12 protein-coding genes and 18 tRNA genes are annotated in these 18,512 nt (G+C 60.2%); 2 read left to right on the top strand and 28 right to left on the bottom strand.

Annotated features, from left to right (window positions below; all coding sequences use genetic code 11):
* Window positions 1–476 precede the first annotated feature (476 nt).
* From J2X15_RS14475 to J2X15_RS14385, 19 genes are all read right to left on the bottom strand, one after another.
* Window positions 477–1,040: an HNH endonuclease gene (locus J2X15_RS14475; protein ID WP_310344008.1), complete on the bottom strand. Its 564-nt coding sequence runs from the start codon at window positions 1,038–1,040 to the stop codon at window positions 477–479.
* A gap of 174 nt (window positions 1,041–1,214) precedes the next feature.
* Window positions 1,215–1,291 (bottom strand) — tRNA-Asp (locus J2X15_RS14470).
* Window positions 1,292–1,308: 17 nt separating this feature from the next.
* Window positions 1,309–1,385, bottom strand: a tRNA-Arg gene (locus J2X15_RS14465).
* A 61-nt stretch (window positions 1,386–1,446) separates the two neighbouring features.
* Window positions 1,447–1,522, bottom strand: a tRNA-Lys gene (locus J2X15_RS14460).
* 418 nt (window positions 1,523–1,940) lie between these two features.
* Window positions 1,941–2,026, bottom strand: a tRNA-Leu gene (locus tag J2X15_RS14455).
* Window positions 2,027–2,032: 6 nt separating this feature from the next.
* A tRNA-Ser gene (locus J2X15_RS14450) sits at window positions 2,033–2,119 on the bottom strand.
* Between the two features lie 6 nt (window positions 2,120–2,125).
* Window positions 2,126–2,202 (bottom strand) — tRNA-Thr (locus tag J2X15_RS14445).
* An 11-nt stretch (window positions 2,203–2,213) separates the two neighbouring features.
* Window positions 2,214–2,289, bottom strand: a tRNA-His gene (locus tag J2X15_RS14440).
* 101 nt (window positions 2,290–2,390) lie between these two features.
* Window positions 2,391–2,474, bottom strand: a tRNA-Tyr gene (locus J2X15_RS14435).
* A 5-nt stretch (window positions 2,475–2,479) separates the two neighbouring features.
* Window positions 2,480–2,554 (bottom strand) — tRNA-Pro (locus J2X15_RS14430).
* 4 nt (window positions 2,555–2,558) lie between these two features.
* Window positions 2,559–2,634: transfer RNA gene (locus J2X15_RS14425), tRNA-Asn, on the bottom strand.
* Between the two features lie 7 nt (window positions 2,635–2,641).
* Window positions 2,642–2,719: transfer RNA gene (locus J2X15_RS14420), tRNA-Arg, on the bottom strand.
* A gap of 13 nt (window positions 2,720–2,732) precedes the next feature.
* Window positions 2,733–2,806: transfer RNA gene (locus J2X15_RS14415), tRNA-Cys, on the bottom strand.
* Window position 2,807: 1 nt separating this feature from the next.
* A tRNA-Leu gene (locus J2X15_RS14410) sits at window positions 2,808–2,890 on the bottom strand.
* Between the two features lie 12 nt (window positions 2,891–2,902).
* A tRNA-Gln gene (locus J2X15_RS14405) sits at window positions 2,903–2,979 on the bottom strand.
* 6 nt (window positions 2,980–2,985) lie between these two features.
* Window positions 2,986–3,061: transfer RNA gene (locus tag J2X15_RS14400), tRNA-Trp, on the bottom strand.
* 5 nt (window positions 3,062–3,066) lie between these two features.
* Window positions 3,067–3,141, bottom strand: a tRNA-Glu gene (locus tag J2X15_RS14395).
* Window positions 3,142–3,145: 4 nt separating this feature from the next.
* A tRNA-Met gene (locus J2X15_RS14390) sits at window positions 3,146–3,223 on the bottom strand.
* A gap of 4 nt (window positions 3,224–3,227) precedes the next feature.
* A tRNA-Phe gene (locus J2X15_RS14385) sits at window positions 3,228–3,303 on the bottom strand.
* A gap of 705 nt (window positions 3,304–4,008) precedes the next feature.
* Between J2X15_RS14385 and J2X15_RS14380 the strand changes: the two genes are divergently transcribed.
* A complete protein-coding gene (locus tag J2X15_RS14380; RefSeq protein ID WP_310344007.1) occupies window positions 4,009–4,446 on the top strand; it encodes a hypothetical protein in 438 nt (145 codons plus the stop codon).
* 180 nt (window positions 4,447–4,626) lie between these two features.
* On the opposite strand, the gene J2X15_RS14375 is transcribed toward J2X15_RS14380, so the two are convergent.
* The 8 genes from J2X15_RS14375 to J2X15_RS14340 form a co-directional block, all read right to left on the bottom strand.
* Complete coding sequence (locus J2X15_RS14375) at window positions 4,627–5,592, bottom strand: alpha/beta hydrolase (protein WP_310344005.1); 966 nt, start codon at window positions 5,590–5,592, stop codon at window positions 4,627–4,629.
* A gap of 65 nt (window positions 5,593–5,657) precedes the next feature.
* Window positions 5,658–6,200, bottom strand: a complete 543-nt coding sequence (locus tag J2X15_RS14370) for an ABC transporter substrate-binding protein (RefSeq protein ID WP_310344004.1) — start codon at window positions 6,198–6,200, stop codon at window positions 5,658–5,660.
* Between the two features lie 83 nt (window positions 6,201–6,283).
* Window positions 6,284–8,713, bottom strand: a complete 2,430-nt coding sequence (locus tag J2X15_RS14365; protein WP_310344002.1) for an efflux RND transporter permease subunit — start codon at window positions 8,711–8,713, stop codon at window positions 6,284–6,286.
* Window positions 8,714–8,723: 10 nt separating this feature from the next.
* Window positions 8,724–9,800, bottom strand: a complete 1,077-nt coding sequence (locus tag J2X15_RS14360; RefSeq protein ID WP_310344000.1) for a WD40/YVTN/BNR-like repeat-containing protein — start codon at window positions 9,798–9,800, stop codon at window positions 8,724–8,726.
* Window positions 9,800–11,158 (bottom strand): DUF1329 domain-containing protein, encoded by a 1,359-nt coding sequence (locus J2X15_RS14355; protein ID WP_310343998.1) that lies wholly within the window; start codon window positions 11,156–11,158, stop codon window positions 9,800–9,802. Before J2X15_RS14355 ends, J2X15_RS14360 begins: the two co-directional genes overlap by 1 nt.
* 22 nt (window positions 11,159–11,180) lie before the next feature.
* Complete coding sequence (locus J2X15_RS14350; protein WP_310343997.1) at window positions 11,181–12,836, bottom strand: DUF1302 domain-containing protein; 1,656 nt, start codon at window positions 12,834–12,836, stop codon at window positions 11,181–11,183.
* Window positions 12,837–12,892: 56 nt separating this feature from the next.
* On the bottom strand, window positions 12,893–13,660 hold the full coding sequence (locus tag J2X15_RS14345) for a coniferyl-alcohol dehydrogenase (protein WP_310343996.1): 768 nt from the start codon (window positions 13,658–13,660) through the stop codon (window positions 12,893–12,895).
* 37 nt (window positions 13,661–13,697) lie between these two features.
* Window positions 13,698–15,152, bottom strand: coding sequence for a benzaldehyde dehydrogenase (locus J2X15_RS14340; protein WP_310343995.1), 1,455 nt, complete (start codon window positions 15,150–15,152; stop codon window positions 13,698–13,700).
* 257 nt (window positions 15,153–15,409) lie between these two features.
* Between J2X15_RS14340 and J2X15_RS14335 the strand changes: the two genes are divergently transcribed.
* Window positions 15,410–17,245, top strand: a complete 1,836-nt coding sequence (locus J2X15_RS14335; protein WP_310343991.1) for a sigma 54-interacting transcriptional regulator — start codon at window positions 15,410–15,412, stop codon at window positions 17,243–17,245.
* Window positions 17,246–17,307: 62 nt separating this feature from the next.
* Here J2X15_RS14335 and J2X15_RS14330 read toward each other — a convergent pair whose 3' ends face one another.
* Window positions 17,308–18,324, bottom strand: coding sequence for a LacI family DNA-binding transcriptional regulator (locus J2X15_RS14330; protein ID WP_310343990.1), 1,017 nt, complete (start codon window positions 18,322–18,324; stop codon window positions 17,308–17,310).
* Window positions 18,325–18,512: the final 188 nt, after the last annotated feature.

The following is an 18,512-nucleotide window of genomic DNA, read 5'->3' as shown; positions in this document are numbered from 1 at the left end:
GCCCAGCTTGATATAGAGCTTGACTGCTCGGATTCGGTCTTCGTACGAATACATGAACTACCTCCAAGTAGTCCAAGATTTTGTCCGCACCCCCAGTGGATCAGTTTTCAACGGAAATCAACACTCTCAGAAATATTGCAAACTTTCTCAAATCATGCAAATTCTGAGAATTTATGGTGATGCCAGTCATACCGACCATCAGTATTGAAACTGATCGATTTATCGGACTTGCAGTAGACAACCAAAGTTATCGCTAAAAGCGATTTACTACTCGCGATGCCTACAGGCCACACTTTTCGATCTTTTTGGAACGGCGACGCAGGAGGATGCCCTCTTGAGCCTTAACTCGCCTTCGGAAGGCACATCATGACAATTCACGCGTCCGTAAAAACGGTGTGCCCTGCTTTGGGGCAAAGATAAACCTTAGCGAAAACCCTGTCAGGCACACATTGGGCCCTACTCTTGCCGGAGAGACATTAAATCAGTCGCGATCCCTTGGGCACCCTGGCCAGTAACCACTGCATCACATCGGCTCGGATGTGCCTTGAAGACAGAATGAAGTCTTCATACAGGCTGGGCACATACGGCGTGTAGAGCAAAGTCATCCCGGCTTCATGCGGAAAGCGGTCTGCCTTGAGGTTGTTACAACCCCGGCATGCACTCACCACCGACTGCCAGTTGTCCAGGCCGCCGCGCGACCGAGGATGGATGTGTTCTCGTGTCAGATCCTCGTGCTTGAAAACACCACCGCAGTACGCGCACATGGACCTGTCGCGCGCAAACAGCTTGCGATTGGTCAGCGTGGGCGTAACGTCGAACAGATTAACGTTCGCGCAGCCATTGACGGCGATGATGGGCGCGAGATCGATGTGGGACTGCACGCCACTGACGGCATTGATCCCGCCACGCATGGTCATGAAGGTCTCGCCCACGGCCCAGACAACATCACCGGTGGCGTAGTAGCCTGCAGCGCGTTCCGGACTCACCCAGGATTGAGGAACACCTTGCACGTCGAGTTGGAGGATTCTGTTTTGATTCACGATTGCACCTGTGGCCGTTTGTGGCCATCTCCTTTCTGAATTCGTGTGATCTCAAGTGGTGTCATGTGCGTGGGGCCTACAACAGGAATTGAACCTGTGTCTGAGGCTTAGAAGGCGAGCGTTCTTTCCATTGAACTATGCGGGCAATACGGCCTCATCTATAGAGATGGAAATTGGCGACCCGTGGGGGATTCGAACCCCCGACGGCCTCCTAGACAGGGAGGTGCTCTACCAGGCTGAGCTAACGGGCCAAAAGCGGTGTTGCATGTGGAGTCCCCGGCCAGGCTCAAACTGGCGACCTCAACCTTCGGAAGGTTGCGCTCTATCCGACTAAGCTACGGGGACGCGATGGACTTCAAATTGCAAAACGCATTCCGAAACCATTGGCTTTGGAATTCACTTTGCGTGGTGGGCGTTCCGAGGTTTGAACTCGGCACCATCCGGTTAAAAGCCGGGTGCTCTACCAAATGAGCTAAACGCCCTTGATTGACTTTCTCCTGGCGACGCAACGCTTTATGAGGCTTCGTGTGTGCGCCAGCCTTCTTGAACTTGGCCGCCGCGACGAAGGGGTTGCGCGGGGCCGATGGTTTTCGTGTCTTCGATTTCATGGAAGCTCCTGGTGTATTGGTGAGGCATGAGCTTCGGCCGCACAGCTCCAATGAGCCGGCGCCGATACTCAACAGCCTGTCTTGCACAGGCTTGTCGGGTTGCGTCCGATGCCCCCCTCGCGGCTATCTTGTCTGGGGGACCGCGTCTATGGCCATGGGCTCAGCTACCACGCCGCCTATCGGTGGCGACTGCAGTTGCTGCACGGCATAGTTCCTGGCTTTGTGGTCTACGGGGCCAGGTCGACCCGTGCATGCGACGCCATGACCAGCAGACGTTGCAATTCTTGAAACTTGGTACCCAAGGCCGGACTTGAACCGGCACGCATTTTCAGCAGCAAATTTTGAGTCTGCCGTGTCTTCCGATTCCACCACTCGGGCATTGCTTGGCGGAAGGTATCAGGATCGAACTGATGGACCCCTTGCGGAGCCACGGCTTAGCAAGCCGCTGCATTACCACTCTGCCAACCTTCCTGTGTGTGGTGCCCAAGGAGACGTTTCGAACGCTCGACCTACCGCTTACAAGGCGGTTGCTCTTCCTGCTGAGCTACATGGACAAACAAGGTGTTGGGGTGACTGATGGGATTCGAACCCACGCATACCGCGGTCACAGCGCGGGACCTTTACCACTTGGCTACAGTCACCACTAAATAGGAATCGGGCAACGGTGCGTCTTCCCCGCGCGGCACCAGATACCGCTCGCACTGATGACCCGTCGGCGTCCCGGCAGATCCGTTGCTCGAATTGGTGGACGCTGCTGGATTCGAACCAGCGTGCAGTTACGAGCGGATTTACAGTCCGCCACCTTCGGCCTCTCGGTCAAACGTCCAAAATTGGTCCGTGATGGGTGAATCGAACACCCGACGTCCTGCTCCCAAAGCAGGCGACATGCCACTTGCCTAATCACGGAAATTGGCTCCCCAGGCTGGTCTCGAACCAACGACATCCGCATTAACAGTGCGGCGCTCTACCAACTGAGCTACTGGGAAATGAAATTGGAGCGCCCAGCACGATTCGAACGTGCGACCCCTTGCTTCGTAGGCAAGTGCTCTGGTCCAGCTGAGCTATGGGCGCGAAATTGGATAACTGGAATGCGCGGCTGGAATCGAACCAGCCTATTTCGGGTTGCAGCCGAACGCCAGGCCACTTGGCTACGCGCATATGGTCCCCCAGGCGAGATTCGAACTCGCAAGAGCCCTGCTTCTAAGGCAGGTAGGTGTGCCGGTTTCCATTAGCCACCGGGGGTAAAACTAAATCTGGCAGAGGGTGGACGATTCGAACGTCCGAATGTCGCGGTCAAAGCGCGATGCCGTGGGCCACTTGGCTAACCCCCCATGTGATGGCATCCCGAGAAGGCTTCGAACCCTCAACCTCTGGTTTTGGAGACCAGCGCTCTGCCCATTGAGCTATCGAGATAAAACTGGTATCGCATAGGGGATTCGAACCCCTCTTCGCAGGATGAAAGCCTGCTGACCTCACCAGAAGTCGAATGCGACGAAATGGTTGCAGGGGCCAGATTTGAACTGGCGATCTCAAGGTTATGAGCCTTGCGAGTTAACCGGGCTTCTCTACCCTGCGAATGTGGTGGATCGGGAAGGGCTTGAACCTTCGACGCCTGCGCCTTCAACGCAGCGCTCTACCAACTGAGCTACCAATCCATAAACCTATTTCGACAATGCTCACAACGCACCACCCGTGTACGTTGCACCAACAACCCGCTACGGGCTACTGACACATCAGGCCGAGTCCAGCACACGGGTTACCCCATGCCGAGCAGGAACTGCGCAACGGCCTTGTTTGCAAACACTGTCGAAATAGGGCGAGGACGCACACGCATTACCCATCAGGCTGACCCGACGGATCCCCGCAACTACTTCACTGGCACCGGCACAACCTTGCTTGTGCAAAGTTGCGTTGGTCCCGATACCAGACATGACACCAACTTGTTAAAGATCACTTGCCACTGCGTCGATGCGCCGTTGGCATGGCCACTTGGAGTAGCCCAGAAAGCAAAAAACCCGGTCCTCTTGCGAGAAACCGGGTTGTTTGTAGGCAAACGGGAGTTAGCTACACGCTACCTCCGCCCGGTTGGAACGAATTCTCAAAATCACTCCCGATGGAAGTGGTTTTGGCAATCGCGCTCGTGGAATGATTCAGGGACCATGCGCCCAGTCGTTGCTCTCGCTGATATGTGGGCAAGCCACAGGGATTCGAAGCGCGCAGGACCGCACCGCAGCCAATGGGGCTGTGTGTGAGGTGGAGTGCGGTTCTTGCGATCACGATGGTTTCTTTTACGGTTGGGTTCTAAAAATGGGTTTAGGGGTCAACGCATGCGCTTTTGCCTGCGATGGGATGAAGTGTAAATGTTTTTTACTTTTAGGCGCAAGCGAAAAGTAAAACATTTTTACTGTTGTTGTAAAATTGCAAATCTCATGACATCAAGCATCCGACTTCGCAACCTTCTCTCTCTGCATCAGGCTTTTGTGCAGGAGCGTATTTCCAAAGGAGAAACGCTCGCTGGTTTGGAGGGGGACTTCGCCGCATCGCTGGAAGTCTCTCTGAGCATGTGGAGCCAGATCAAGTCTGGTCGGACGGTAGGCGACAAGCTTGCTCGCCAGTTTGAATCCAAGCGGTCCAAGCCCGCGGGATGGCTGGACCAAGAGCATCCCGAGACTGCGCCCGATCCTGCCGAAGAAAAATTCATTGCCATGTGTCGAATTGCCTGGACGAATGCGGACCGTGCTGGACGAGCCGAGCTCAAGCGAATAATTGGTGCGGCTAAGGGGAATTCAACGATCTGAGGACTATGGCACTGGCACTGGTCAAATCTGACGTACAGCTATGTGCAAAAATCTCTGGACTAGGATCTTTTCAATAATTTTGAGAACCTCCGCTTCCTCATTCACAGAATTCCTGCAAATGTCTTTGATTTCAATATGTCCAATTTGCACGAATTCTGTGAACCTACAAGCGTTATCGTTTCAAACGTTCTCACGCAGCCACTGCCCGAGGTCCGTCATGACGGCAAGACCGACTGGTGACACTGCGGTGAAGTGGATACAGGCATGAATGGCACTGGGATAGTGGTGGTGTGCCACCGCTACTCCGGCACTGGCGATGCGCAGAGCCAGGGCGTGCCCCTCGTCACGCAGCGGGTCGTGACCCATGGTGCCGACCCAGGTGGCGGGCAAGGCCTCAAAGCCGCCGGACTTCAACAGCGCATAGTCCGGGTGCTTTAGCACCTCTGCTTGCCCGCCGAGGTAGCTGCCCATAAACCATTGCATCACGCCGGTGGTCAGAAACTTTCCATCGTTCTCAGCGTACGACGGGCTGGGCTCGTCGGGATGTTGTGCCACCGGGTAGATCATTCCCAGTGCACGCACGTTGGCGGCCCGCACACACCGCGCGGCCACCAAGGCAAGTTGCGCGCCCGCGCTGTCGCCAGCCACCGCAATGCGGCTGGCATCGCCACCCAAAACCGTCGCGTGGTCCAACACCCAGCGCAACGCAGCTTCGGCATCGTCAACTGCTGCGGGAAACGGATGCTCTGGCGCAAGCCGGTAATCCACTGCGACCACCACCATGCCTGCGTAATGACACAGGGTGCGGCAAACCTTGTCATGGGTCTCCAGGTCGCCAATCACGAACCCCCCTCCGTGCAGGAAGAGCAACACGGGCAGTGGCGTGTTCACGCCGCCTGTCTGCGGGCTGTAGATGCGCAAGGGCAATGCCCCCGCAGGCCCTGGGCAAGTGGCGTCTTCCACCTTGCCAATAACGGGGGCCGGTAGCCCCAGGGAGTCGGCCATCCCACGGTAGATTTGCCGCGCGATGGCAGGTGGCAGGGACTCGATGGGCGGATTGCCCTGGGCCGCTGCCTGGGCCAGGAATCCGGCCAAGGCAGGGTCCAGGTCGGCGACTTCGAGCATGGGTTTGAGAGCAATGTTCATGGTGTCTTCTCCGGGTTGAGGTTCTTTTTGGTGGGGGAAAATGGGGTTGAATGGAGTTGCCGTTTTCAGCGCAGCTGCCTGCCATCGCGTGCGCGCATGCCGATCTCGACGTAGTCCGAGCCGTGGTGTCGGTCACGCCCCAACACCAACCGAAAACCACCCAGGTCCAGCGTGCCCAGGTTTTCCAGCGCTTCGCCCAGCCGCTGACCATCGGCACGTGATCCCACGCGACGCAGTGCCTCGGTACACAGGCGCAGGTTCAGATAGGCCTCCAAGCCTTCAAAGATCGCAGCTTCTGGACCAATGAAGGCGTCCGCATCGCGCTGCAAATCGCGGACGATGGGCAAGCGCGTAACGTTCAGATTGGGTACAACGCTGGTGTAGCCAATGAGCCGGTCATGGAATGCGGCCGCAAGCGAATCAGCCCGCGCATTGGCGGCTACGCGCTGGGGATCACCGCCGTCGTCCAACGTCACCAATTCGAGTGGCCGCCCCAAAATACCACCAGATACATTCACCCGTTCCACATGCGCCCGGTCACCCGCCAACACGCGGTTGGCGACCGGGAAGCCTGCACCCGTCAGTGGCAGCGATTGACCGATAACCACAGGTTCACGCGCTGCACCAGCGTTATCCGTTGCACACAACAGCAGCACGGCGAGTGCAAGAAGCGGGCGTAAGCGGTACCGCGTCATGTGGATACGCTCACGGCATCCAGCTTCATAGGCTGCACGCGCGTCTCGGGAACCGGAACGCGCAACAGGAAATGCGCCAGCGCAGGCAGCAGCACCAGCGCGCCCACCATGTTCCAGACGAACATGAAGGCCAGCAAGATGCCCATGTCGGCCTGGAATTTGATAGGCGAAAACGCCCAGGTGCCCACGGCCAGCGCCAGCGTAATGCCCGTGAGCATCACGACGCGGCCCGTGAACTGCAAGGCATGGTGGTAGGCGTCCGACAAACTTGCGCCTTCGCGCAGGCGGGCCAGGGTGATGCTCAGCACGTACAGCGCATAGTCCACGCCAATGCCCACACCCAGCGCAATCACCGGCAGCGTGGCCACTTTCACACCCATGCCCAGACCCACCATCAGCGCCTCGCACAGGATGGAGGTCAGCACCAACGGCAGCACCGCCACCACCACCGCGCGCCAGGAGCGGAAGGTGATCCAGCACAGAATCACCACGGCCGCGTAGACCCACAGCAGCATCTCGTGCATGGCCTTGCCCACCACGATGTTGGTGGCCGCATCAATGCCGGCACTGCCAGCGGCCAGCTTGAAGCTGATCTCCGGCGTGTTGTTGGCGGCGGCAAACTGCTCCACCTCGGCCACCACGCGTGACAAGGTCTCGGCCTTGTGGTCCTTCAGGTACACGTACAACGCCAGGAAGGAACAGTTCTGGTTGAACAGCTCGCGTGGCGCGCGGGTCTGCACGCCACCTAAAGCCCCATCATTGGGCAGCAGCTCAAACCATTTGAAGTTGCCTTCGTTGTAGCCCACCATCGCCAGCTTGGACAGCGCCGCCATGGAATTGGTGGACTCTACGCCGGGCAACTGCTCCAGGCGCCAGGCCAGGGTGTCAAGTTTGGCCAACGTCTCGTAGCGGGTGCACTGGTCGACCGGCGTTGTCACCATCACGGTCAGGATGTCTGCGCTGGCGGCGTAGTGGGCGATCTGATAAGCGTTGTCGCGGTTGTAGCGCGAGTCGGGGCGCAGTTCGGACGCGCCGGTGTCCAGGTCGCCGATCTTCAAATTGAGACTGATGGCATAACCACCCGCCGCCATCAAGGCCGCCACCAGCACGGCCGCCGTGGCCCAGCGTTTTTGTGTGAAATGGTCTAGCAAGGCCCACAGCCACGGGCGCTTGGCACCTTCAAACACCACCTCATCGCGCAAACTGCGGGCCGCCGCCGAGGGTGCCACACCGGTATAGGACAGCAGGATGGGCAGCAACACCAGGTTGGTGAAAATCAGCACCGCCACGCCGATGCTGGCGATCAGGGCCAGGTCCTGGATCACCTTGATCTGGATGATGACCAACACCGCAAAGCCAACGGCGTCGCACAGCAATGCCGTCAAGCCGGCCATGAACAGCCGGCGAAACGTGTAGCGCGCCGCCACCACGCGGTGCGTGCCGCGCCCGATGTCTTGCATGATGCCGTTCATCTTCTGCGCGCCATGGCTCATGCCGATGGCAAACACCAGAAAGGGCACCAGCACCGAGTACGGGTCAAGCTCATAGCCCAGCAGGGCCAAGAGACCGAACTGCCAGACCACCGCCACCAGTGAACACGCTACCACCAAGGCCGTGCTGCGCTTGCAGCGCGTGTAGCCATACAGCACCACGGTGGTGATGGCCAAGGCCAGCAGAAAGAACAATACGACCTGGTGCAGGCCTTCGATCAGGTCGCCCACCACTTTGGCAAAACCGGTCACGCGAATCTGCAGCACGTCGCCGTCGTACTTGGCGCGCAGCACTTCGATCTGGCGCGACAGATCGCCATAGTCCAAGGCCTTGCCAGTCTCCGGGTTGCGGTCCAGCAAAGGCACGAAGACGATGCTGGACTTGAAGTCGCCCGCCACCAATTGGCCGATTTCACCCGAGCGCTCCACGTTGGCACGCAATTCGGCCAGGCTGGCAGAGGAGCCGTCATAGCTGTCGGGGATCACCGGTCCGCCGTCCAGCCCTTCCTCGGTTACCGCCACCCAGCGGGTGCTGGAGGTCCACAGCGACTTCATGAACGGGCGGTCAACGCCGGGCAGCAGGAAGATTTCGTCGTTGATCTTCTGTAGCGCATCCAGGTAGTTCTTGTCGTAAATCGTGCCCTGTTTGGCCTGCACTACCAGGCGCAGCGCGTTGCCCTGGCCAGCCAGATCGGCCTTGTGCGCGAGGTAGTTGACGATGTAAGGATGCGAGGTCGGAATGGTTTTCTCGAAGCTGGCATTCAATTGCAACCGGGTCCCGAACCAACCCAACACCAGGGTCAGCAGCAAGCAAATCGCCACGACCCAGGGACGGTAGTTGAAAAAGGCGCGCTCCACCCAGTTGCCCGAGCGCGTGTCAAAGTCTTCCAGCTGCGCGACGACAGGCTGGGTGTTGGAGGAGGAATCGGCGTGCATAAAATTTTCTTCAGTTAACAGACGGTGCGGGCAAACGCCTCATCCCACGCAGGCTGGCCAGCACCAGGCTGCCATCGGCCGCGATGGCGACACCCGACACCGGAACCGGCTCACGCGCTGGCGTGCGCTGCAGCGCAGCCGCCTCGTCACGTCCCAGCAACACATCGCCGGCCTGGCCCATCAGCACAAAGCCGCCCTTCGGCAAAGCCGTGCCCGCGCCTACCGCCATGGGCAGGCCGGTGTCGAGTTGTTTCCACTGCGTGCCTGCATCCAGGGAGCGGTAGGCCGTGCCGCGCAGACCATAGGCCACCCAGACATCGCCCGCGGTGTGCAGCAAGCCGAAAAAGCTGCCTTTGTAAGGCGAGGCCAGGGCGCTGAAGCTGAGCCCACCATCGGTGGAGCGCAGCAGCAAACCCTGCTCCCCCGCGATCAGCAGCGTCTGGCCGTGGGCGCGCAGGCCATACAGGTGCAAGGATTTGGGATTGGGCAAACGCTGCGCCACGCTAGCCCAGGTCTTGCCGCCGTCCGCCGTGGCGAACATCTGCCCGTAGGCGCCAACGGCAAAGCCGCGTTGGGCATCGATGAATTCGAGGTCGAAAAACGGTTTGTCCGCGCCTTCTTCCACCCAGCGCTGGGCATTGGCGATCGCCTTGTCATCGCCCGTGGCCTGCGCTGCCTGCAGCATCAGCGCCGCGGCCTGGAGGCCGTCGAGCTGCTTGTGCCAGCTGGCGCCAGCATCGTCGCTGCGCAGGATCACACCCAGATGGCCGGCCGCCCAACCGGTTTTGTCATCGGCAAAACGCACCGTGGTGAGGGTGGTTTGCACCGGCACCGGGGCCTGTTTCCAGCTTGCGCCATGGTCGTCCGACAGCAGCACGGTGCCGCGTTCGCCGACCGCCACCAGGCGCTGGCCGGCGCGGGTCACGGCCAGCGTGGCCGCGCCCAGGGCCTTGGGGCTCATGAGGGCCGGCGCTGACAACACCGCCGGGGCGCTGGCCGCTCCGGCGAGCGGTGCAGCCGCGGCCCAACCCGCAAGCGCCCCCAAGACGGTGCGCCGCGCCATGCCAGGGTATGCGGGTCCGCGCATCAGCGTGCGCCCTCGTTGGCCAGGGACTCAGGGCTGAAGAAGCTGCGCGGAATCGGCGGCACGATTTCATACTGCTTTGGCAACTCGTTAGAGGCCATGTTCAGGTAGTAGGAGCCGTTTTGCATGTCGTAGCCACCCCAGAGCACGAAGTTGGTCACCACGGGCACGTCAGGCGCGGTCAGCATCAATGCAAAGTTGGTGCGCCAGAGTTGGCCCTTGGCATCCCAGCCGTCGAACAACACGGTTTGCCAGGAGTCTTCGTCGATGTAGTACTTGCGCTTGGGCACCACATGGCGCTTGCCTGCGGCCAGCGTGGCTTCCACTTCCCACACGCGGTGCAGCTCCCAGCGCACCTGGGCCGGGTTCAGGGTATTGGGCGTCACCAGGTCTTCGACCTTCGCCGCCGCGGCGCGGTTGTTGTTGTACGGAATGTAGATTTCCCGCTTACCCACCAGCTTCAGTTCGTGCTTGTCGATGGGGCCGAACAGGGTGAAGGCTTCGTCGAACAGGCCGATGCCGGAGGTGACCGAATCCGGCGTGTCGTAGGCCACGGAAGGGGCCTTGCGAACACGGCGCTGACCCACCAAGTACTGCCACAAGCCGCGCGGCACGGCGTCGGACACGCTGTCCAGCGCCAGGATCGCCTCTCCCGCTTTGGAGCCCGGCGCACTGGCGACAAATTTTCCGTACTGGTAGTAGCCGTCAAACTTTTCCAAGCTGCCCTCTTTGGCATAAAACGCCTGGCTGATGGTCTGCGTGCCACCCGAGGCCATGGCGCGTCGGCCATCGGCCGTGACCACCCACACCCGCATCGGCAGCGTGACGTTACCCCCGTGCCAGGCCGTACGCTGGTTCCAGATGACCTCGTAGCCATCCTTGGGGATGGGGAACGGCACGCCGCCAAAGGCACCTTCCATGCCGTAGCCACCGTCGATAGTCTTGGCACGCGTAGCGTTCTTGAAGCTGTTGTCGTACACGAATTGCGGTGCGGCGGCGGTACGGTGCGTGGGGTAGACGTCGATGCGGAAGTCGGGGTACTTCTTCATCAGGGCCTGCACGCCATCGGTCAGCTGGTCGGTGTGCTGCGCCATGTTCGCGGCGTTGATAGACAGGCTGGGTTTTTCGCCAGGAAACAGGTCAGGCCGGGGATCACCGTTCTTGTATCCGGCTGGCGCTTTGGTCAAACCACCGTCCCAAGCGGGAATGGTGCCGGCCTTGTTGCCCGCCTTCTCGGCTCCCAGCGGAGTGAGGGTGGTTTTGAGCTTCGCCGCTTCTTCAGCACTCACTGCGGCCAGAGCGGGCACGGAAACAGCCAGCGAAGCTGCAGCCAACAAGAAGTGTTTTGTAATCTGCGTCATAAGGTGTGTCTCAGTAAATTTTTTAGAACGTGCGGGAAATATTGAAAGACAGGTAGTTGCGGTCTGCCAGCGTCTGGCTATAGGACAACATGCGGGTGGGCGTACTGGGGTCGGTTACCGTGAAGGTCTTCGCGGTGCCAAAGAAGGCCGTGTAATTCAGACCAAAATTCCAGTCCTGGTATTTGCCTTTGACACCGACTGTCACATCTCCTGCCTCACTGGCTCCGCCTGCAAAATTGGAGATGGCAGAAGACCGCCCACCAAAGTTGTAGCCAATCCCCATCGGAATGGACAGGTCAAGCCCCGGCACCACCTGAAAGTACTGCGGCTCAAAAATCACGCGCACTGCGGAGGCGTCACGTGTGGCATTGGGATCCAGACCACCAAAGCCAACGCTCCCGGGGTTCTTGGTCACGCTCAGCGTGCGGTTCCAGGCCAACTCAGCCACGATGGCGCCGCCGTCCCACAGGCTGGACTTGTTGAGAACGTAAATCCCCGAAAGATTCAAATGGCCCGTATCGCCCACCGCATAGCAGGGGTTGCTTGCATCCCCACTGCAATCGTTGGCAGGCATGGTGGGAGCGCCTGCCAGCACCGCTGGATCGCTGGCCAGGGGAGCGTCCTTCCGTACCGAACCTTCAAGCGCCCAGTTCAGCTGCCCCACCGAGGAACTCACGCTGGCCCCGACGGTCTTGATGTTTTTCGCATAGACAGTGCGAACATTGCCGTTGATGAAATCGAACACCAGTGCGGAAGGCGTTTTGTCGTGGTACTGGGCTGCATACAGTCCGTACTCAAAAGCTCCCCCCGTGGGAGCCCAACGCACTTGTGCGCCAAATTGGCCACTGTCTCCAGGGGTCTGGTCTTTGCTGGCGTCTGTAGTCAGTGAAGGAGGTGCACTGAAGTAGACACGGCCGCCGCCTATGTAGTCCTGATTGGAAAAGTAGCTGCCAACACCGGGAATTTTGCTGGGCCGCCACTTGAACTGGTAATAGCCTCCCAAGGTCACGCCTTCTGCGACCTGCAGCGTGCCGGAGAGTTGTTCTACCGGCAGCAAGACCTCTTTGAACTGCCAGTTGGGAACCGACAGGATCTTGGCAACATCTACCGGTCCCTGCGCAGCCGCAATGCCGTTTTGCCCAAAGAACACGCTCTCCCCGTATTGCACAGCGTGCCGTCCAAGACGTACCGAGGCAGGTATATCGCCCAGCGAACCCTTGCCATACACAAAGGCGTCCAGGAACTGGTCTCCGCGCCCGTGTTGATCCACCGTGGCCTGGATGAACTCATTGGCCGCCTGACCACTGGCGTTGTTCACGCCTTTGGTGCCGTCATTGGCATTGCCACGCATGTACATTGCGTCGTACCACGCTGTATGGCTCACACGCAGGCCCCAGTTGCCGTGGCTGAAATCAAACTCGGTCAGCAAGTCCACGCGGTTGGAAATCAATCCTTTTGCGAAATTCAGGTTGCCGTCGTTTTCATTCCCCGCAGGGGTGAGGTCCGTTGATGCATCCTGCATGCGATAGGCCATGCTGTACTTGGGCGTGAAATCCAACCGGATCTTGGTGTCCGGGTCTCCAGAGTCCAGCTCCAGTGCATGGGCAGGCAAGGCGCACAACAGGCCAGCACCCAGTGCCAATGCGCCCAGTTTGAATGGTGTGTTTTTCGGGTTCATGCAATGTCTCGTCGTTATGTGTTTTTGGTAGCGTGAACGTCAGACGAATGTCTGCGCTAGATGTAGGTAGAGGCCAGGCCGCCGTCCACCGGAATGTTTGCGCCGCTGACCCAGCGCGATGCATCGCTGCATAGCCAGGCAATCACTGGTGCAATTTCGTCGGCAAAGCCGGGGCGCAACATGCGGTGCGCATCTTTCTGCACCCGCTCTTCCCCCAACATGGACACGAAGTCACCCAAGATGGGTGTGAACACCGGGCCGGGCGCCACGCAGTTCATGCGCACACCTTTTTCCATGAACCACTTCTGCGACTGCACCGCACTCCACACAATCAGCGCTTCCTTGAAGTACTGGTAGCACGTCTCATGGGGCACCTCGTGCGTGCGCAGCCATTTCGCACCAGCCTCAAACCCCTGTGCTGCGGCCAGCTCTTTGTGCAATGCCAAACGCTGCGGCCATTCCGCACCGAGGATGGAGGCCACGTTGACAATGCTGCCCCCGCGCGGAACGCGTGGCAGCACCTGTTCGGTCAAATGGCGCAGGCCCAGGTAATTCACTGTGGCCACCAGCTCGCCGCTCGCGGTGCCCGGCACGCCAGCAATATTGCAGAACGCGTCGATGCGCTGGGGCAACTGGGCCACCGCTGCGTTGATGGCTTCCACAGTGGACAGGTCGGCTTTGACAAAGCCGTCCAGGGTCAGGCTCGGGTCATTGCGGTCTACGCCAATGACCGTGGCCCCCTGAAAGCGGGCCAGACGCGCGACTTCGGCGCCGATACCGGAAGAGGTGCCCGTAACGACAATGGTTTTTCCTTGCAAGCTCATGAAGAATGTCTCCTGGTGAAAAGGTGTTGAACGCCGTTTAGAACGGGAACATGGGCGCGGTGTCTTTGATCGTGATCCACTGCCACTGGGTGTATTCCTCCCAATCGGCAGGGCCGCCCACGCTGGTGCCGTTGCCGGCAATGCCGGGGCCACCAAAGGGGTTCACGCAGTCGTCGTTCACCGTCTGGTCGTTGATGTGCACCATGCCCGACTTGAGCTGCTGCCCTATGGCCATGGCGCGCCCCACCGACTTGGAAATCACCGCAGACGCCAGGCTGCCGGTGTGGTTGTTGGCCAGGGCAATGGCTTCTTCGTCCGTCTTGTAGGTGACGATGTTGGCCACCGGACCAAAGGTTTCTTCATCAAACACGCGGATGCCGGGCTTCACGCCGGAAAGCACGGTGGGTTTGTAGAACAGGCCGTCAAACGTACCGCCCGCCTCCAGCTTGGCGCCGGCCTTGACGCTGTCTTGCACCATGGCATGAACGCGGTCGCGCTGCTTGGCATCGATCAGCGGCCCCAGAGCCACTTGGCCGCTGGCACCGTCGCCCACAGGCAAATGGGTCGCCTTCATGACCAGGCGCTGGGTCAGCTCCGCCGCAATGCTTTCATGCACCAGGATGCGGTTGGAGGCCATGCAAATCTGTCCCTGGTGCAGGTAGGCACCCCAGGCCGCATTGCTGGCGGCAATGTCCAAATCGGCATCGTCCAGAATGATGAGGTTGTTCGCTCCCCCCAGTTCCAGCGATACCTTCTTGAGATGGCGGCCTGCCAGCTCGCCAATGCGGCGGCCCACTGCGGGCGAACCGGTGAAGGCAATCATGGGCACCAACGGGTCCACCACCAAAGCCTCACCCGCTTCTGCATCCCCGGGCAGCACTTGCAGTAAATCTTTCGGTAAACCTGCCTCGGCAAAAATGCGCGCAATCATCAGCCCACCCGTCACTGGGGTGCGGGTATCGGGTTTGATCACCACCGCGTTGCCCGCCGCCAGCGCGGGCGCCACGGCACGGATGGTCAGAATCAATGGGAAGTTGAACGGCGAGATCACGCCCACCACGCCATGGGGCACACGGCGGGCCATGCTGATGCGCCCTTGCACGCTGGGCAGCACATGGCCTTGTGATTGCAGTGGCATGGCTGCGGCCAGGTTGCAGATGGTGATGGCCTCGCGAATTTCGTGTTGGCCCTTGGGCAATATGGCGCCGGTCTCACGGGTGGCATACAGCGCCAATTCGTCAAAGTGCTGCTGGAACAGGGCCGCTGCACGGCGGAACACATCTGCCTTCTCGCGTGGAGGCACTGCCACCCAGGCTTTCTGAACGGCGGCGGCGGCGGCAATGGCAGCCGTCATATCCTGCGCATTGGCCACCCCCACCGTGCACATCACCTGGCCGGTAGCCGGTTCAATCACGTCACGCGTTCCCGCACCGTGGGCGGTAGGCGCCAGGCTGGAAACGTCAAAAAATGCCATGGCTTCGGTAGCACCCATTTGCTTGTCCTTTCGGTAGGTTGATCAAATCGCCACATTCGTGCGGCGTACCCTTCTTTTGCAATGCGCGCGCCATGTGCGCGGCCCGTGGGATGCCGTACAACCGCGCGTCAGGTAATTTTGGGAGGGAAATTAGGGACATACCCTAGGGAGACCATCGGCCACCGACCAAGGGAAAACCAGCACCTGCTTTTTGACCATTTGGTAAACAATTCGCCGGAGCGACTACTCATTTGCTCAAACAATCGTTCCAAATCATGCAAATTTCGCAGCGCATCTCTCTGGCAGCCGTGGCGCGCAACGCTGGCGCCACCATTCCGGAGTCCCTGGCTGCGGGTGGCGGCACCAAAGTCCTGGGTGGCTTTACCAGCACCCAGGCCGGCGGTAGCGCCCACCCCACCGTGGCGGACATCAGCGAATGCCTGTTTTTCTCGCCGGGTGATGGCCGCATCTGGCTGCAAGACCAACGCATGGTGCTGCTGCATACCGAGGCCTTGGGTTCATTGCGTCGGGAAATGATTGACAGCCTGGGGACGGAGCGCGCACGCGGCCTCTTCACCCGGGCTGGCTACGTGAGCGGCGCGCGCGATGCCGAACTGGTGCGCAAACAGTGGCCCGAAGCCGACCCCTTGGCCGCTGCCATGGCCGGTACGCGCTTGCATGCCCTGGAAGGGTTGGTGAAAGTGGAGCTGGTGCGCGCCGCCTACGACCCGGACACGGGCGGTTACGAAGGCGAATTCCTGTGGCACAACTCCAGCGAAGACGATGAACACATCGCCGCCTATGGCATAGGCGGGTCGCCGAGCTGCTGGATGCAGGTGGGCTACGCCACCGGCTACGTGAGCACGTTGTTTGGCAGCCTGATCGTCTTCCGGGAAACACTGTGCCGCTCCATGGGCGATGCCCATTGCGCCGTGATCGGCAAGTCCGCCCACAAGTGGGACGACATTGAGGAAGACATGCGTTACCTCAACGCCACGGAATTTGTCGACACGGCGGCCTATGCGCGCCCCGGCCCCGAGGCCGCGTCACTCCCCGCAGTAGGAGCCGCCGGTGATGCCATGGTGGGCGCGTCCTCCGCGTTCAACGCGGCGTGCCACCAGCTCAACCGCGTGGCACGCACCTCCGCGACCGTCCTGTTCACGGGCGAGTCCGGAGTGGGCAAGGAAAAGTTTGCCAGCATGCTGCACAAAATCAGCCCACGCAAAGACCAACCCTTTGTTGCCATCAACTGCGCCGCCATTCCCGATACGCTGATCGAGTCCGAGCTGTTTGGGGTAGAGCGCGGCGCCTACACCGGCGCCAACCAGTCACGACCCGGACGGTTTGAACGTGCCAACGGCGGCACGCTGTTTCTGGACGAAATCGGCACCCTTAGCTTCGTAGCACAGGGCAAGTTGCTGCGGGCCTTGCAAGAAGGAGAAATAGAGCGCGTGGGCGGCACCCGCAGCGTTGCGGTGGACGTGCGCGTAGTGGCCGCCACCAACGAAACCCTGCGCCAGGCGGTGATTGAGGGGCGTTTTCGCAACGACCTGTTCTTTCGGCTCAACGTGTTTCCCATTCACCTCCCACCGTTACGGGAGCGGCGAGACGACATTCCGCTGCTGATGAACCACTTCCTCAACCACTACCGGCACAAGCACGCTTGCAATGTGGGCGGGTTCACACAACCCGCTGTTCGCGCCCTACTCAACTACGGCTTTCCAGGCAATATCCGTGAACTGCAAAACCTGATTGAGCGCGCCGTCATCCTGGCGGAGGCAGACGGGCTCATTGGCGTGCACCACCTGTTTACCGGTGGAGAGGTGCTCAGCGACGACATCATGACGCTTCGGATGCAGGGAGATTCAGCAACCCTGAACCGGGACTCCCCCACCCATCCGGGCCCGAACACGGATGCTGCATTGCCAAATGCGCCAACCGCGGCGCCCTCGTTGGAGCAAATGGAGCGCGACACCCTGCAACGGGCAATCACCGCCGCGCGTGGCAATTTGTCCGCCGCAGCGCGACTGCTCAACACCACCCGCCCCAAACTGGCCTACCGGGCGCGCAAGCATGGCCTGCTGGTTGAGGCGCTCCAGGCTTCAGATTAAGGCAAAACGGCCACTAGCCCCCGTGGAATGTGCGCGAGTAGCTCCTGTTTCAGGAGCAAATGCTAGATGCTGCGCACCGGCCCCGTAGAGGAACGCACCACCAACACCGGATCAGGTACGCGCACGATGGTGGGTTGATGCGCGGGGTTTTCAATCAGGTCCAGCAGCAGGTTGATGGAAAGGGTGGCCACCTGCTCAATGCCCAGCGCCACGGTGGTGAGTGCTGGGCGCATGTCCCTGGCCATCTGGATGTCCGTCACGCCGATGAGCGAGATGTCTTGCGGAATGCGGATGCCCTGGTCCGCTAATGCCTGCGAGGCGCCATAGGCCATCAGGTCGTTGGTGCAGAAGATGGCGGTGATGTCTGGGTGCTGCTCCAGCAGCGAGACCGCGGCATCGTGGCCGCCGGCCACGGTGTCGCTCACATTGCGGATCACTGCGTCGGGCAAGGCCACGCCCCCCACCTCCAGTGCGCTGCGAAAACCGTCCAGCCGCCCGACCTGCATCCCCTCCAGACCGCACCCCACAATCGCACCGATACGCGTGTGCCCTAGCGCCAGCAGGTGCTGGCCAGCGATCTCCCCGGCACGGTGAAAGTTCACCACCACATGGGGTATGTTGTCGCCCAGATCCACCTTCTCCTCGGACGCCAGCACGATGGGCGAGCGGCGCGTCTTCAGCTCATTGATGTCGTCTGCGCTGATGCCGGTGTGCAGCACCAGCACGCCGTCGGCCAGCGTGCCGGCAATCTGGTGCAGGTAGGCGCGGCCAATGTCGGGGCGCTCGTCAGTGTTGCAGACCATGAGGAAGTAGTTGCGGTGCCGCGCCACGCGCTCGGCCACACGCACGAACTCCGGGTAGAACGGGTTATTGATGTCAGGCAGCACCAGCGCCACCATGGACGACTTGCCCTCGGCCAGCGCACGGGCCATGAGGTTGGGTCGGTAGCCGGTGGCGGCAATGGCCTCCTGCACCTTTTGCACGGTGGCAGGCTTCACCTTCTGCGTGTTGCGCAGCACGTTGGAGACCGTGGCGGTGGTGACACCGGCCAGGCGAGCGACTTCACTCAGGGTGGCCATGGCGCTGCAACTTTGTGTGAACTGGCATCAATGGATACGTTTTTTGAATCCTAGGACTTACCCTAGGAGGCGGTTGATTTGCGAATACCCCTAGGTATACTCCAAAAACTGCTGAATTTAACCGCTTAAATTTTAATTTTCGGGGTGTTTTAGGGAAGCGTCCCAGATGACGTTTCCCGACAAATCAG

Origin of the sequence: Rhodoferax saidenbachensis, from assembly GCF_031457975.1 — a bacterium.
GTDB lineage: Bacteria > Pseudomonadota > Gammaproteobacteria > Burkholderiales > Burkholderiaceae_C > Allorhodoferax > Allorhodoferax saidenbachensis_A.
The sequence above is the reverse complement of the archived record's forward strand: the minus strand, read 5'-3'. Positions and strand labels throughout refer to the sequence as shown.